The organism is Nonomuraea recticatena, assembly GCF_039533245.1.
Lineage (GTDB): Bacteria > Actinomycetota > Actinomycetes > Streptosporangiales > Streptosporangiaceae > Nonomuraea > Nonomuraea roseola.
In genome coordinates this window covers 502,420-517,166 of record NZ_BAAATE010000003.1, presented here as the reverse complement: position 1 = coordinate 517,166, position 14,747 = coordinate 502,420, and the positions used below count along the sequence as shown (strand labels likewise).

The window sequence follows — 14,747 nt, the reverse complement described above, 5'->3', positions numbered from 1 at the left end:
GCCGTCACACCAGGGTCGCGGGGTCGGTGTTGGCGCCGCACACCACCACCGCGACCCGCTCGCCCTGCTCGCGGGCGTAGACGCCCTGCGCCAGCGCGGCGTAGGCGGTGGCGCCCGCGTGCTCGGCGGCCACGCGGTGCTCGGCCCAGAGCGCGCGGCGCGCCGCCTCGATGGCCTCGTCGGTGACCAGCACGCTCTCGACGCCCGCCGCCGAGACGATGTCGTAGGCGAGCGCCCCCAGCCTGGTGGCGCCCAGCGCGTCGGCGGCGACACCGCTCACGCCCACCGGGACGGGCCCGCCCGCCTTCAGCGCCTCGTGGAGTGTGGGGATCAGTTCGGGTTCCACGGCGACCACCCTCGCTCCGCCCCTCACGCCGAGGGTGAGGCCCGCCACGAGCCCGCCGCCGCCCACGGCGACCAGGATGGTGTCGACGCCGCCCGTCTGCTCGACCACCTCGAGGCCGAGCGTTCCCTGACCCGCCACCACGTCGGGCTGGTCGTAGGCGTGCACCTGCAGCGCCCCGGTCTGCGCCGCCCTCTTGGCCGCGGCCTCGGCCGCCTCCCAGTAGATGGCCCCCGTCCTGGTGACGTGCGCGCCGAGGGCCCGCAGCCCCGCCACCTTCACCGGGGCGCACACCTCGGGCACGAAGATCTCCGCCCGCACGCCCAGCGCCCTGGCCGCGTAGGCGACCGCGAGCCCGTGGTTGCCGCCGCTGGCCGCGATCACCCCCGCGCCGGGGACGTGCGCCGACAGCATCCTGTTGAAGGCCCCTCGCGCCTTGAACGAGCCCGAGTGCTGCAGTGTCTCCAGCTTGAGGAACAGGCCTTCGGAGATCTCGACGACGGGGGTGCGCACCGCGTGTCCCTCGATCCGCCTGGCGGCCGCCACCACATCGTCGTACATGACCGTCATCACAACCCCCACTCGATCGCGCGGTTCAGCCCGGCGACCCTGGTCTCGCCCCCCGCATGAGCTTCGCCACTTTCCTCACTACCCGGGCGCCTGTCAATCCGAGAGGAGCTCGACGTAGCCCTCGCCGCCGTTGAGGCGGATGCGCTGGCCGTCCCTGATGCGCCGGGTGGCGCCCTCCACGCCGACGACCGCTGGCAGGCCGTACTCGCGCGCGATCACCGCGCCGTGCGTCATCACGCCGCCGACCTCCATGACCACACCCTTCACCGAGACGAACAGCGGCGACCAGCTGGGGTCGGAGAAGACGGTGACGAGGATGTCCCCCTCGCGCACGTCGGCCTCCTCCAGGCTGAGCACGACCCTGGCCGTGCCCTCCACGACGCCCGACGACACCGCGACGCCCGCCAGCGCCCCCTCCGGCAGGGCCCCGGTGTCGTACGCGCCGCTGATCACCTCGCCCTCCGAGGTGATCACCCTCGGTGGGGTCAGCCTGCCGTACTCCTCGAACTCCTCACGGCGTCTCTCGATGACGGCGTAGTCCAGCTCCCCCGTGCGCACGACCTGCCTGAACTCCTCGAAGTCCAGGAAGTACACGTCCTCGGGCGCGGCGATCACGCCCCTGGCGACCAGTTTCCTCGCCTCGCCGAGCAGCGCCTCCTTGTACAGCCCGTACCGCTGCAGGCAGGCGTGCTTGGAGTACTCCCTGTAGCCGATGAAGTGACGCAGCACGCTCATCTTCCTGGCCGCCTTCCTGGCCCTGCGCCCGCTCAGGCGGCCCAGGAGTTCGGCGATCTTGTTTTCGGCCTCGAGACGCCCGCGCTCCTCGCGGGCCCGTCGCGCTCCAGGAGGGAAGTTCTCGATGTTGCCGAGGATGATCGGGACGAGCAGCGTGGGGTCCTCGCTCCACCGCGTCCTGGTGATGTCGATGTCGCCCGAGCAGTGCATGCCGTACTTCTCGAGGTAGTCGTCGATGGCGCGGCCGACGACGTCACCGCCCTCCACCTTGGCCAGGCCCGCGCGGAAGGTTTCCCGCTCGGCGCGTTCGAGGTAGGCCACGACGGCGGGGTGGCGCCTCGCCACGTCGGCGACGTCCATGAGGTCCAGCCCCATGGCGGCAACGACGTTGTGGTCGGCGGACTGGGCGATGACGTCGGCGGCGTTCTTCTCGCCCAGCCAGGCCTCCATGTGCTTGTCGACCCAGTTCGCCGCCTGGATGCCGGCGAACGCCGCGGCCACGCTTCTCGGCTCGAACATGATGGCCGCCAGCTCGCGGTGGTCCTCCAGGATGAAGGCGAACAGCTCGTCGCCCGACCTGGCGGCGATGGCCCGTCCGAGCTCCCGCACCGACCGCTCGTTCCGCGCGATGAGCGTGGGCACGACACCCGGATCGTCCTGCCTGGTGAGCTTGAGGTACTGGCGGGCCATCGGCAGCGGACCGCCTTCGCCGAAGTTCATCACCGCCGCCTTGCCCCGGGCGAGGGGGAAGTCCTTCCTGGCCGCCACGGTGGCGAGGGCGTTGGCCATCAGGACGTCGACCTGGCCGAGGCTCCTGAGCGTGACGGGCCTGGCCCACCACGAGGACAGCTCGTGGGACATGTCCTTGTAGAAGCGTCCGCCCGCCACGCTCATCGGGGGGCGGCCGAGCGCCTCGTCCAGCAGCATGAAGAACGACAGGCCGAGCGGGGTGAAGGCATCGGTCATCATCTGGCGGTGACCGTAGGACATGAAGACGCGGTTCTCGCCGTCGGACACGGCGGGGACCGGGTAGAGCGTGGTGATCGGACGGCTCTGGAGCACGTGGAAGTCCCCGTCGCACAGGCCCCACTCGATGTCCTGGGGCCGGCCGAAGTGGGCCTCGATCCTGCGGCCCAGGCGCTCCAGCCGGAGGATCTGCTCGTCGGTCAGGGTCTGCGCGTTCTGGCGCGCCGCCTCGACGGGCCGCTCGCGCGTGCCGCCGCCGGGCGCGGCGTACAGCTCCCTGGTCTGGACGCTGACGTTCTTCTCGACGACGCGGCCCGCCTTCACCCGGTAGGTGTCGGCGTTGACCAGGCCGGAGACCAGCGCCTCGCCCAGGCCGAAGCCGGCGTCGATGGAGACGACCCTGCGGTTGCAGGTGACAGGGTCGGCGGTGAACATGATGCCGGCCGCCTCCGGGAAGATCACGCGCTGGACGACCACCGACACCCGCACGGCGCGGTGGTCGAAGCCGCTCCTCACGCGGTAGGCCACGGCGCGGTCGGTGAACAGTGAGGCCCAGCACCGCCTGACGGCGCGCACCACCGCCTCCGCCCCCCTGACGTTGAGATAGGTGTCCTGCTGGCCCGCGAAGGAGCTCGACGGCAGGTCCTCCGCGGTGGCGCTGGAGCGCACCGCGCAGGCCACGTCGTCGCCGAGCGCGGCGAGGCGGCCGACGATGTCACGTTCTATCGCCTCCGGCATCGGCAGGTCCTCGACGGCGGCGCGCAGGCGGGCGCACGCCTCGGCGATCGCCTCCCTGTCGTCGGCCCGGAGCCCCGAGAGGCCGTCGATCAGCAGGCCGACGGTGGGGTCGCGCTCCACGACCGCCCGGTAGGCCTCGGTCGTGACGCAGAACCCCTCGGGCACGCGGACGCCGTCGATCGCGGACAGCTCTCCGAGGTTGGCCCCCTTCCCGCCGACCGTGGCGAGCAGGGTCTTGTCGATCTCGTGGAATCCGAGCACGTAGGCGCCCATGCAGCGTCCCTCCCATTTCAATACAGAACAGCACTGTATTGTAAATAGGAATGACCGCCAAGGCAGCAGGCCGATCCGCTCTGCCGGTTCAGGCTGTCAGGCCAGTGCCTGGGCGAAGTCCGTCCAGAGGTCCTCGGCGTGCTCGATGCCCACCGCCACGCGCACCGTGCCCTCGGAGATGCCGTGCCGCGCCAGCTCCTCCGCGCTCAGCGACCTGTGCGAGGTCGTCGCGGGGTGCAGCACCAGCGTCTCCACCCCGCCGAGCGAGGGGGCCAGCAGCGCCAGCTTCAGCGCGCTCATGAAGCGCTCGCCCGCGGCGCGCCCTCCCGCCAGGTCGAAGGAGAACACCCCGCCGAACTCGGGCATCAGCTTGACCGCCACCTCGTGCGAGGCGTGCGTCGGCAGCCCCGGCCAGTGGACGGCGCTGACCGCGGGATGCCCTGCCAGGCGGGTGGCGAGCACGCGGGTGTTCGCGCAGTGCCGCTCCATCCGCAGGGGCAGGGTCTGCATGCCACGCAGCGTCAGCCACGCGGCGAAGGGGTCGGGCGTCGAGCCGAGCTCGATCGCGTAGTGCCACACCTTGCGGTAGAGCTCGTCGGCGGCGAAGACGGCGATGCCGCCGAGCACGTCGGTGTGCCCGGACAGGTACTTCGTGGTCGAGTGGACCACGATGTCCGCGCCGTGCTCCAGCGGACGGCACAGGATGGGCGAGGCGAAGGTGTTGTCCACCACGGAGACGAGGCCGAGCTCCTTGGCCGCCGCGCACATCGCGGGCAGGTCGGCGACCTGGCAGACGGGGTTGGCGATGGTCTCCAGGTAGACGAGCCTGGTCTCGGGGCGCACCGCCGCCCGCAGCGCCGCGGGGTCGTCCCCGGGGACGTGGGTGACGGCGATGCCGAACCTGGACGCCAGGTCGTTGATCATGGCGGCCGTCCCGCCGTACAGCGCCTTCTGCGCGATCAGGTGGTCGCCCGGCTTGAGCAGGCCGAGCAGGACGGAGTTGATCGCGCCCATCCCCGAGGCGGTCGCGACGGAGGCCACGCCGCCCTCCAGTCCGGCCACGGCCTCCTCGAGCGAGCGGACCGTGGGGTTGGAGAGCCTGCCGTACACGAAAGCCCCGTCAGGCCTGCTCATCCCGTCGGCGAAGACCTCGGGATCGTCGAAGACGAACCCGGAGGTCTGGTAGATCGGCACCGAGATCGGGACGCTTCCCTTGATCACGGGTCTGGGCAGGTGGACGGCTCGGGTCTCAGGGCGTAGTTCGCTCATACCGATAAGGATGTCCTGGTTTCGTGTTGATTGTCAGATCCAATCGCCGATAATTGGCCCATGAATGAGGCCAATATCGGCGAGCTCACTGAGCTGCTCGGCCGGTGGGCGACCGGGAGGGGCCCGCTCTACCTGCTGCTGGCCGCCCGGCTGCGCGACCTGATCGACGACGGCCTGCTGCCGCCCGACACCGCGCTGCCGCCCGACCGCGTCCTCGCCAGACGGCTGGCCGTGGCGAGGGGCACCGTCGTCGCCGCCTACGACCTGCTCCAGGAGGAGGCGCGCGTGGTCAGGCGCAGGGGCAGCGGCACCCGCGTGGCCGCCGCCGACCTGCCGGCCACCCGCGCGGCCAACGAGGTCGGCAGCAACCCGCTGCTGTCGCATCTCCTGCACCCGCCGGACGGCGTCACGCTGCTCACCTGCGCCGCGCCGGACGAACCGCCGCCGCTGCTGGCCGAGGCCTTCCGGCAGGCGGTGTCGCTGCTGCCCGAGCGCGACCTCGGCTACCACCCCGCAGGCCACCCCGCCCTCCGCACGGCCGTCGCCGCCTACTACACCGGCCGCGACCTGCCCACGGACCCTTCGCAGATCATGGTCACCACCGGCGCCCAGCAGGCCATCACGCTGCTCACCGGCCTGCTGGTCAACCCGGGCGACGTGGTGCAGACCGAGTCGCCCACCTATCCTGGCGCGCTGGAGGTCTTCCGCCACGCCGCCGCCGTGATCCGTCCGCGCCTCGAGCCCGGCGAGCGCCCCGCCCTGATGTACGCCATCCCCACGGCCAGCAACCCGGCGGGCACGATCATGGACACCGCCACCCGCAGGCAGCTGGCCGCCGCGGCCGCCGAGCACGACGTGCCGCTCATCGACGACGAGGTCTGCGCGGAGCTGTGCTTCTCGGGCTCGGCGCCACCTCCGCTGGCCTCCTTCACCTCGGGCGAGCAGATCATCACGATCGCCTCGCTGAGCAAGCTCGTGTGGGGCGGGCTGCGCGTGGGCTGGATCCGCGCCGCCGCCCCGCTGGTCTCCAGGCTGGCCAGGCTGCGCGCCGTCCACGATCTCGGCGGAGACGTGCTGTCCCAGCTGGCCGCCGCCTCGGTGCTGTCGCGGCTGCCCGAGGTACGGCAGGCGCGCGTCGAGGCTCTCCGTCACCGGCACGACCACCTGCTCTCGCGGCTGCGGGCCAGGCTCCCCTCGTGGGAGGTCTTCCCCGCGCTCGGCGGCCAGACCGTGTGGGCCCGGCTGCCTCGCGGCGACGCCGACACCTTCGCGCAGGTGGCGCTCAGGCACGGGGTGGCGATCCCGCCCGGGCGCTCGTTCGATCCGCAGGGCGGGCACGCCGACCACCTGAGGCTGCACTTCCTCTTCCCACCAGAGGAGCTGACGGCGGCCATCGACGCGCTGGCGCAGGCGTGGGCCGCCTACGACGGCGCCCGCCACCCCGCCTCCCGCCACACCCTGATCGTCTGAACGCCCTCCTCTCCGGGCGGGGGGAAGGCTCGTCGATCGGGAAAACGTCGCAGGTCATGAATTCTTCACTGCCCACGCGGGAGGCGAGCCAGAACAATCACAGACATGATCCAGGTGAACGGACTCACCAAGAGCTACGGGGACTTCCAGGCGGTGAAGGGCATCTCGTTCGAGGCCCTTCCCGGCGAGGTCTTCGCGCTCCTGGGCAGGAACGGCGCGGGCAAGACCACCACCATCGAGGTGCTGGCCGGCTTCCAGCCGGCCGACGCGGGCCAGGCGCGCGTGCTCGGCCTCGACCCGATGAAGGACCGCAGGCAGGTACGGCGGCGCACCGGCATCATGCTGCAGGAGGCCGGCTTCTTCCCCGACCTGACCGTCGTCCAGACGGTCGAGTCGTGGCGCGCCTTCACCCCCGCGGCCAGGCCCACGCACGAGGCGCTCGAGCTCGCCGGGCTGCTGGACAGGTCGGCGACGAAGGTCAGGCAGCTGTCCGGGGGCGAGAAGCGCAGGCTCGACCTGGCGCTGGCCCTGCTGGGCCGTCCCGACGTGCTCTTCCTCGACGAGCCGACCACCGGCATGGACCCGGAGGCGCGCAGGAACACCTGGGAGGTCGTCCGCGCTCTCGCCGCCGAGGGCACCACGATCCTGCTGACCACGCACTACCTGGACGAGGCCCAGCGGCTGGCCACCCGGATGGCGATCATGGACCGCGGCGAGATCGTGGCCAGCGGCGGCATGGCCGAGACGCTGGCCACGCAGGCGGGCAGGGTCTCCTTCGAACTGCCCGAGGGGATCTCGCCGCAGGAGCTCCCGCTGCCGGTGACCATGGCGGGCGCGGTCGCCACCTGCAGGGCCGAGGACCCCGACCTGGCCGCGCAGCGGCTGCTGAGCTGGGCGGCGGAGAAGGGCCTGCGGCTGCGCGGGCTCGAGGTGCGGACGGCCTCACTCGAAGACCTGTTTCTCGAAGGGATCGGCAATGCGTGACTTCATGGCGGTGGCGAGGTTCGGCGGCAGGCTCTACTGGCGCGACAAGGTGGCCCTGTCCACCTCGGTGGCGCTCTCGCTGGGGCTCGGCATCGGCATGCCGTTCCTGATGGCGAAGCTGCGGCCAGGCGACTCCGGCCTGCTGCTCGACATGCACCTCGGCCTGCTCGCCATGATCATGACGCTCTCCGCGCTCCTGCAGGCCGCGGTCAACCTGAGCGCGCGCAGGGACCAGCTGATTCTCAAGAGGATGCGGGCCACGGGGCTGAACGACCGGGAGATCATCGGCGGCGAGCTGGCCAACATCGCCGCGCAGGCCGCGCTGCTCGCGCTGGTCGTGACGGTCGTCCTGTACGTCGCGGCGGGGATGCCGACTCCGGGCACCCCGCTGGTGCTGGTCGCGTTCGTGGTGGCGGGCGCGGCCGTGCTGTCGCTGCTCGGCGCGGCGTGGACGGTGGCGATCTCGCGGGCGGAGCTGGCGGCGGCCGTCACCATGCCGTGGTTCATGCTGGCGGGGCTCGGCGCGGGCGGGTTCGGGCCGATCATCCAGCTCCTGCCCTCGTGGGTCGGCACGGTTCTGAACCTGCTGCCCACCGGTGGCATCGTCGAGGGAGCCCGCTTCGCCTACACAGGCGAGGGCAACGTCCTGCTCGCCCTGCTCAACCTGGCGGTTTGGACCGCTATCGGGCTGATCGTCCTCCGCTACCGGTTCAGGTGGGAGCCCAGGAAGTCATAATTGATCCCACTATGACCTCCGCCGCTCTCCGACGCTTCGCCGTCATCGTGATCACCGCGGTCTCCGTCTGCTACACGATGATCGGCTTCGGGCTCTACCTCGCGGCGGCCGATCTCACGGTCACAGCCGTCGCCCTGGTGGGGACCGTGGGCACCACCGTCCCGCACGTCCTCCACGTCAGAGCGGGACTGCGCGGCCTCCGTCCTCGCCATCTGCCGCTGACCCTCTCTGTGCAGGCCCTCGCCACCTACGTGCCCGACTTCCTGCTCCCCTTCGGCTGGTCGGGCGTGATCGCACCGCTGTTCGCGGGGTCTCTGCTGGTGCTGCTGCGCCTGCGGGTCAGCGGCCCGCTGGTCGGGCTGGTGACCGTCTACCAGGGCCTGGGGATCATGAACGCGACGGGCGGGCACTGGGCCATCGCGCTCTTCTACGCCGTCACCGTCCTCACCACAGGGGTGATGGTCTACGCGCTGGTCAGGAGCGCTCGCATGGCGGGCGAGCTGGAGCAGGCCAGGGCGGAGCTGGCGGAGGCGGCGGTGCTGAAGGAGCGGCTGCGCATCTCCCGTGACCTGCACGACGGCCTCGGCCGCAGCCTCACCGCGATCGCCCTGAAGGGCGACCTGGCGGCCAGGCTGGTCGAGCGCGACCCCGCCTCGGCCAGGACCGAGGTCACCGAGCTCGTGCAGGTCGCCCGCGAGGCGGTCCAGGACGTACGGCACGTGGCGCGCGGCTACCGGGAGATGTCGCTGAAGGGTGAGACGGACAGGGCCGTGGCGCTGCTGGAGGTCTCAGGGGTCGACTGCCAGGTCAACCTCACGGCGGCGGCGCTGCCCCGCTCGTCGGAGGAGGCGCTGGCCTGGGGCGTGCGCGAGGGCGTGACGAACGTCCTGCGGCACAGCCGCGCCACCACCTGCTCCATCACCACCTCGGTGCGGGCGGACGCGGCCCGCCTCGAGGTCGTCAACGACGGCACCCCTCAAAGCCCGGCGACCTCCGCGAACGGGGCGGCCGCGTCCTCGAGCCGGGGCGCTCCGGTGACGCCGGGCAACGGCCTGACCGGGCTCGGCGAGCGCGCCTCCCAGGTCGGCGGCACCGTCACCGCCGAGACGACCGCCGCGGGCGGCTTCCGGCTCATCATGGAGGTCCCCGCGTGATCAGGGTGCTGCTGGCCGAGGACATGCACATGATCAGGGCGGCCCTGGTCGCGCTGCTGCGCCTGGAGCCCGACATCGACGTGGTCGCCCAGGTGACCAGGGGCGACGAGATCGTCCCCACCGCGATGGAGGTCAGGCCTGACGTGGCGATCGTGGACATCGACCTGCCCGTCGTCGACGGCATCACCGCCGCCGCCGAACTGCGCACCCGCCTGCCGTCCTGCCGGATCCTGGTGCTGACCGCGATGGGCCAGCCGGGCCAGGTACGGCGGGCCCTGTCGGTCGGCATCGAGGCGTTCCTGGTGAAGGACGCGCCGGGCGACCGCCTGGCCGACGCCATCAGGCGCACCGCCGCCGGGCTGAGGGTGCTCGACGCCGACCTGGTGGCCTCGGCCATGGAGTACGGCGAGAGCCCCCTCACCCAGCGCGAGCGGACAGTCCTGGACGAGGCGGCGAGGGGCGCGACGGCCGAGGAGATCGCCGCGCGGCTGCACCTGTCGGCCGGAACCGTGCGCAACTACCTGACCGGCGCGATCACCAAGACGGGCGCCAAGAACAAGATCGACGCCATCCGCATCGCCCAGGACGCGGGCTGGCTCTGAGCCGGCGTGGGGAGGGCGCCGCGATCAGATGTCGGTGAGGCGGACTCCCGCGTGCGCCTTGTAGCGCCGGTTGATCGAGATGAGGTTGGCCGTCAGCGCCTCGACCTGGTGGGCGTTGCGCAGGCGCCCGCCGTACACCCCGCGCACCCCCGGGATCGCCGAGGCGAGGGCCTGGACGGTGTCGGTCGCCTCACGGTCGTCGCCCAGGACGAGCACGTCCAGGTCCACCTTGTCCACCGCGGGATCGAGCAGCAACACCGCGGAGACGTGGTGGAAGGCCGCCACCACACGGCTGTCGGTCAGCACCGCCGCGGCCTGCTGGGCGGCCGAGCCCTCCTCGACCGGCAGCGCGTAGGCGCCCTGCTTGTCGAAGCCCAGCGGGTTGACGCAGTCGACCACGATCTTGCTGGCCAGCGGTTCGCGCAGCGCGGAGAGGGTGGCCTTGTGGCCGTCCCACGGCACGGCGACGATCACGATGTCGGCCTCGGCGGCGACCGCGGCGTTCTCCGCGCCCCTCGCGCCGTTGCCGATGGAGTCGGCGGCCTCCTGGGCGCGTCCCGCGTCACGGGAGCCGATGAGCACGGGGTGTCCCGCCAGGGCGAAGCGCCGGGCCAGCCCCTTGCCCTGGTCGCCCGTTCCGCCCAGGATGCCGATGGTCAAGCCGCTCACTTCGGGAAGGTCAGTCATACGGCGAATCATGCCAGGGCGGAGTTCACGGGCCGAACCCAGCCCCGCCGGGCGGGCGGTGGTCGGCCGACGCGGCAAACGGGCAGCAGAGCAGGCACTGGTCAGGCACCATGGACGAATGGACGCAGGGTCGGTGGCTTTCCTTCGCGAGGTTCTGGCCGAAACCGGCTGGCTGGAGCGCACCAGGGAGCTGGGAACGGCACTGAGGGCCACCCGCTCCCCCGGCGGCCTGCTCCTGGTCGGCACGCCCGGCGACGAGCCGTGGCACCTCACCGCCCACCTGGGCGACGAGGCACGCCTGGCGGGGCTGCCCCAGCTGGCGCCGACGCTGGTGCGGTGGAGCCCGCCCGCGCAGGCCCCCGCCCATCTGAGGGTCGGCCTCGACCGCATCGAGCGCGCCGGCAGGGGCGAGACCCTGTTCGTGGTGGCCGAGCGGCAGGCGCCCGTGCCGCTGCTCGAGCGCGTCGACGACGCCAGGCGCACCGGCGCGACGATCCTGGCGCTGGAGAGCGGCGATCCCGAGCTGGCCGGGCTGGCCCACGACGCGCTGGCGATCCCCTCCGACGGGCCCGTCAGCTTCGACGGCGCCCAGCACCTGGTGAGCGCCGCGGCGGCCGAGCTGCCCCGGCGCCCGGGGCTACGCGACAGGCTCGCCAGGCTCCTTGAGCGGGTCAGCGGCCCGCAGGTGGTCGACTAGCGCCTCCTCGATCGCCGCGATGACCACGGCCTGCACGGGGTCGGGCTCCCCCGACCGCGTACGGCTGACGCGGGTGACGGCGTCGAGCCCCCGCGCGCCGATCTCCCCGATCTCGCTCACCCTCACGAACCCCTCCGGCACGTCGAGCAGGGCCAGCTCGGGCACGATCGCCACGCCGTGCCCCGCGGCCACCAGGGCGAGCGTGGGAGGGAACTCCTCGATGACGTGCACCCGTCTCGGCTCGAAGCCGTGCAGCGCGGCCAGCCGTTCGAGCGCCTGACCGCAGGCCTGCTCGGGCAGGCCCGCCACCCATGGGGCCCCTGCCAGGTCGGCGATGGTGCGGGGCATGGCGGGCCAGTCCGGCGGCACCACGATCCTGTACTCGTCGATGTGCAGCGTCCTCGACGTCAGCGAGGGCCTGGCGGGCGCGGGCAGGCCGGCGTCGCGCTCGGTGATCAGCACGTCCACCCCGCCCAGACGCAGCTCGCGCAGGGCGGAAACGCCGTACGTCTCCTGGATGACGGGGGTGATCTGCGGATGCCTGACGGCCAGCGACCGCAGGGCGGGCACGAGCAGATGCGTGATCACGGTGGAAAAGGCGGCGATCGTCACGGGCCCCGCGAGCCGTTCGGAGAAGTGGGTGAGCTCGCGCTTGGCCTCGGCCAGCTCCTCCTCCACCCGCTCGGCGTATCCGGCCAGCACGCGCCCCGCGGGAGTGAGGGAGACCCTGCGCTGGGAGCGGTCGATGAGGGCGAGGCCGACCTCGCGTTCGAGCTGCGCCAGTTGCTGGGAGACGGCCGAGGCCGTGAGGTGCAGCGCCTCGGCCGCGCGCATGACCCCGCCGCGGCGGGCCACCTCGTGCAGCACCCGTAGGCGACGGGGGTCGATCTCCATTAGCTCAGCTTACGTCAAAGTGTAGATTTCATTATTTGCGCTTGAGGAAGCGGGCTCACCACAATGTCCGTATGGATCTCCTTGTGGCCGCCGTCGGCTGGATCGGCGCGGGCCTGATGCTCTACGCCTACGCCAGGGTCTCGGCCGGTGCGATGGCGGGGGACGGCCTGCCGTACCAGCTGATCAACCTGGCGGGATCCCTCGCCCTCATGGTCAACACGGCCTACAACGCGGCCTGGCCCTCGGCGATCCTCAACGTGGTGTGGGCGGCGATCGGCGTCGTCTCCATCGTCAGACTGAAAGAGGCCATCCGATGATCATCGAGCTGAGTCACCGGATCACCGAAGGCATGACCACCTACCCCGGCATCCCGGGGCCCGTGCTCGGCACGCACCTGAGCAGGGAGGACTCCCGCGAGGTCTACGCGGAGGGCACCGAGTTCCACATCGGCACCATCACGCTGACCGCCAACACGGGGACGTACCTGGACACCCCGTATCACCGCTACGCCGAAGGGCCCGACCTCTCACAGCTGCCGATCGAGCGGATGGCCGACCTGCCCGGGCTCGTGGTGCGCGCGGAGGGCAGGCCGAGCGTGGGCCTCGACCTGCTGCGGGAGCTGGACGTGCGCGGCAGGGCCGTACTCCTGCACACCGGCTGGGACAGGCATTTCGGCACCGACGCCTACCTGCGCGACCACCCCTACCTCGAGCCGGAGGCCGCGGCCTGGCTGGCCGAGCAGGGCGCGGCGCTGGTCGGCATCGACTCGCTGAACATCGACGCGACCCCGCCCAAGGGCGAGCGCCCCGCGCACACGCTGCTGCTGGCGGCGGGGATCCCGCTGGTCGAGCATCTGACAGGACTGGCGCGCCTGCCGGTCAGCGGGTTCCGCTTCCACGCGGCGCCACCCATGATCGTCGGTCTCGGCACCTTCCCCGTGCGCGCCTACGCGGTGGTGCGGGCGGCCTAGCCAGTCGCCCCGCCGGTCATCCGGTCGGTCATCCGGTCAGTCATCGTCGTCCTGGTCCTGTTCGTCCCAGGCCTTGTTGCGGTCGGCGGCGCGCTGCAGCGCCCCGGCCGCTTCCTGCTCGGTCACGTAGGGGCCCATGCGGTCCTTGTTCGGGCAGCCCCGCTCGGGCTCGACGCGCATGTGCTTGAGACAGAACCACCATTGACCTTCGCTCACGGGGTGAATTGTGCCCCGTAAACTCGTTTTCATGACCACACTGCTCCAGCCAGGGCGGATCTCGCCCATGCGCAAGGTTCCCGCCCACATCCAGCGGCCGGAGTACGTCGGCAAGAAGCAGCCCAAGACCGGAGAGGCCGACGTCAAGACCCCCGAGCTCATCGAGCGGATGCGCGTCGCGGGCAGGATCGCCGCGCAGGCCCTCGAAGAGGTCGGCAAGCACGTCGCTCCAGGAGTGACGACCGACGAGCTCGACAGGATCGGACACGAGTTCCTTCTCGACCATGACGCCTACCCCAGCACGCTGGGCTACCGCGGCTATCCCAAGTCGCTGTGCACCTCGATCAACGAGGTCATCTGCCACGGCATCCCCGACGACACCGTGCTGCGCGACGGCGACATCGTCAACATCGACATCACCGCCTACATCGGCGGGGTCCACGGCGACACCGACGCCACCTACCTGGTGGGCGAGGTCGACGAGGAGTCGCGGCTGCTGGTGGAACGCACCCGCGAGGCGACGATGCGCGCCATCAAGGCCGTCGCGCCGGGACGCCAGCTCAACGTCGTCGGCAGGGTCATCGAGGCCTACGCCAAGCGTTTCGGCTACGGCGTGGTACGCGACTTCACCGGGCACGGCATCGGCACGACGTTCCACTCCGGCCTGATGGTGCCGCACTACGACGACCCCACGCTGCAGGTGGAGCTGGTGCCCGGCATGACGTTCACGATCGAGCCGATGCTGACGCTCGGCACGATCGACTACGAGATCTGGCCGGACAAGTGGACCGCCGTCACCAAGGACCGCAAGCGCACCGCCCAGTTCGAGCACACCATCCTCGTCACCGACACGGGGTCGGAGATCCTCACCCTCCCCTGATCCGGCGCGGCGAGCCAGGCCCACGCCGGGGCCCGGCTCGCCGTCCTCGCTCCGCCCTCAGCGTGGCCTGCGCGGGACCGCCGCCGAGACCGTCGTGCCCTCCCCCTGGACGCTGTTGACCGACAGGGTGCCGCCGACCTCGGCCATCCTCGCGCGCATCCTGGCGATGCCCCTGCGCTCGTGCGGCACGGCGAACCCGCCGCCGTCGTCGCTCACCGTCAGCCGCAGCCCACTGGCGCCCACGGTGACGGCGATGGACACCGTGCCCGCCCTGCTGTGCCGCTCGACGTTGAGCAGCGCCTCCTCGACCACGGCCATGACGCTGCCCGCGATCGTCGGGGGCACGTCGCTCCGGGGAAGCGCCCAGACCTCGACCGCGATCCCTGTGCGCTGCGACCACTCCGCGAGATGGCTGTCCAGAGCCTCGGCGAAGCTCTGCCCCCCACGCATGCGCGTCTCATCCACCAACTTGGCACTCGCCTTCCTGAGCACACACCGGGCGATCACCGCGGCCGTGTCCCTGGGCGCCTCCCCACGATGGCGCTGGCTGACGGCCGTACAAA

At 71.6% G+C, this 14,747-nt stretch carries 16 protein-coding genes; 9 read left to right on the top strand and 7 right to left on the bottom strand.

Annotated elements, in window-relative coordinates:
- Positions 1–4 precede the first annotated feature (4 nt).
- The 3 genes from ABFX50_RS08735 to ABFX50_RS08725 form a co-directional block, all read right to left on the bottom strand.
- Positions 5–913 (bottom strand): serine/threonine dehydratase, encoded by a 909-nt coding sequence (locus ABFX50_RS08735; protein ID WP_428834686.1) that lies wholly within the window; start codon positions 911–913, stop codon positions 5–7.
- Between the two features lie 93 nt (positions 914–1,006).
- Positions 1,007–3,625, bottom strand: a complete 2,619-nt coding sequence (rph, locus tag ABFX50_RS08730) for a rifamycin-inactivating phosphotransferase (RefSeq protein ID WP_346144829.1) — start codon at positions 3,623–3,625, stop codon at positions 1,007–1,009.
- 96 nt (positions 3,626–3,721) lie between these two features.
- Positions 3,722–4,894: a trans-sulfuration enzyme family protein gene (locus tag ABFX50_RS08725; RefSeq protein ID WP_183658580.1), complete on the bottom strand. Its 1,173-nt coding sequence runs from the start codon at positions 4,892–4,894 to the stop codon at positions 3,722–3,724.
- A 60-nt stretch (positions 4,895–4,954) separates the two neighbouring features.
- Between ABFX50_RS08725 and ABFX50_RS08720 the strand changes: the two genes are divergently transcribed.
- From ABFX50_RS08720 to ABFX50_RS08700, 5 genes are all read left to right on the top strand, one after another.
- Positions 4,955–6,364 (top strand): aminotransferase-like domain-containing protein, encoded by a 1,410-nt coding sequence (locus tag ABFX50_RS08720; RefSeq protein WP_346144827.1) that lies wholly within the window; start codon positions 4,955–4,957, stop codon positions 6,362–6,364.
- A 105-nt stretch (positions 6,365–6,469) separates the two neighbouring features.
- Positions 6,470–7,348 carry an ABC transporter ATP-binding protein gene (locus ABFX50_RS08715; RefSeq protein WP_346144825.1) on the top strand — a complete coding sequence of 293 codons (879 nt, stop codon included), beginning with the start codon at positions 6,470–6,472 and terminating at the stop codon, positions 7,346–7,348.
- Complete coding sequence (locus ABFX50_RS08710) at positions 7,341–8,084, top strand: ABC transporter permease (protein WP_346144823.1); 744 nt, start codon at positions 7,341–7,343, stop codon at positions 8,082–8,084. The genes ABFX50_RS08715 and ABFX50_RS08710 overlap by 8 nt, the downstream gene beginning before the upstream one ends.
- Positions 8,085–8,095: 11 nt before the next feature.
- Positions 8,096–9,238 carry a sensor histidine kinase gene (locus tag ABFX50_RS08705; protein WP_346144821.1) on the top strand — a complete coding sequence of 381 codons (1,143 nt, stop codon included), beginning with the start codon at positions 8,096–8,098 and terminating at the stop codon, positions 9,236–9,238.
- On the top strand, positions 9,235–9,840 hold the full coding sequence (locus ABFX50_RS08700; protein ID WP_346144819.1) for a response regulator transcription factor: 606 nt from the start codon (positions 9,235–9,237) through the stop codon (positions 9,838–9,840). The genes ABFX50_RS08705 and ABFX50_RS08700 overlap by 4 nt, the downstream gene beginning before the upstream one ends.
- 24 nt (positions 9,841–9,864) lie before the next feature.
- Here ABFX50_RS08700 and npdG read toward each other — a convergent pair whose 3' ends face one another.
- Complete coding sequence (gene npdG, locus ABFX50_RS08695; protein ID WP_379505693.1) at positions 9,865–10,527, bottom strand: NADPH-dependent F420 reductase; 663 nt, start codon at positions 10,525–10,527, stop codon at positions 9,865–9,867.
- 118 nt (positions 10,528–10,645) lie between these two features.
- Between npdG and ABFX50_RS08690 the strand changes: the two genes are divergently transcribed.
- Entirely contained in the window at positions 10,646–11,224 is a 579-nt protein-coding gene (locus tag ABFX50_RS08690; RefSeq protein WP_346144815.1) for a hypothetical protein, read from the top strand.
- On the opposite strand, the gene ABFX50_RS08685 is transcribed toward ABFX50_RS08690, so the two are convergent.
- Positions 11,165–12,118, bottom strand: a complete 954-nt coding sequence (locus ABFX50_RS08685) for a LysR family transcriptional regulator (RefSeq protein ID WP_346144813.1) — start codon at positions 12,116–12,118, stop codon at positions 11,165–11,167. The genes ABFX50_RS08690 and ABFX50_RS08685 overlap by 60 nt on opposite strands.
- A 71-nt stretch (positions 12,119–12,189) precedes the next feature.
- Between ABFX50_RS08685 and ABFX50_RS08680 the strand changes: the two genes are divergently transcribed.
- Both ABFX50_RS08680 and ABFX50_RS08675 read left to right on the top strand, forming a co-directional pair.
- Complete coding sequence (locus tag ABFX50_RS08680; protein WP_346144811.1) at positions 12,190–12,435, top strand: CBU_0592 family membrane protein; 246 nt, start codon at positions 12,190–12,192, stop codon at positions 12,433–12,435.
- Complete coding sequence (locus ABFX50_RS08675; RefSeq protein ID WP_346144809.1) at positions 12,432–13,088, top strand: cyclase family protein; 657 nt, start codon at positions 12,432–12,434, stop codon at positions 13,086–13,088. The genes ABFX50_RS08680 and ABFX50_RS08675 overlap by 4 nt, the downstream gene beginning before the upstream one ends.
- Positions 13,089–13,124: 36 nt before the next feature.
- Here the strand turns inward: ABFX50_RS08675 and ABFX50_RS08670 are convergent, their stop codons facing one another.
- Positions 13,125–13,337: a hypothetical protein gene (locus ABFX50_RS08670; RefSeq protein ID WP_346144807.1), complete on the bottom strand. Its 213-nt coding sequence runs from the start codon at positions 13,335–13,337 to the stop codon at positions 13,125–13,127.
- Here ABFX50_RS08670 and map point away from each other — a divergent pair.
- Positions 13,336–14,184 (top strand): type I methionyl aminopeptidase, encoded by an 849-nt coding sequence (map, locus tag ABFX50_RS08665; RefSeq protein WP_183658557.1) that lies wholly within the window; start codon positions 13,336–13,338, stop codon positions 14,182–14,184. The genes ABFX50_RS08670 and map overlap by 2 nt on opposite strands.
- A gap of 57 nt (positions 14,185–14,241) precedes the next feature.
- On the opposite strand, the gene ABFX50_RS08660 is transcribed toward map, so the two are convergent.
- Complete coding sequence (locus ABFX50_RS08660) at positions 14,242–14,634, bottom strand: sensor histidine kinase (protein ID WP_183658555.1); 393 nt, start codon at positions 14,632–14,634, stop codon at positions 14,242–14,244.
- Between the last annotated feature and the right edge of the window lie 113 nt (positions 14,635–14,747).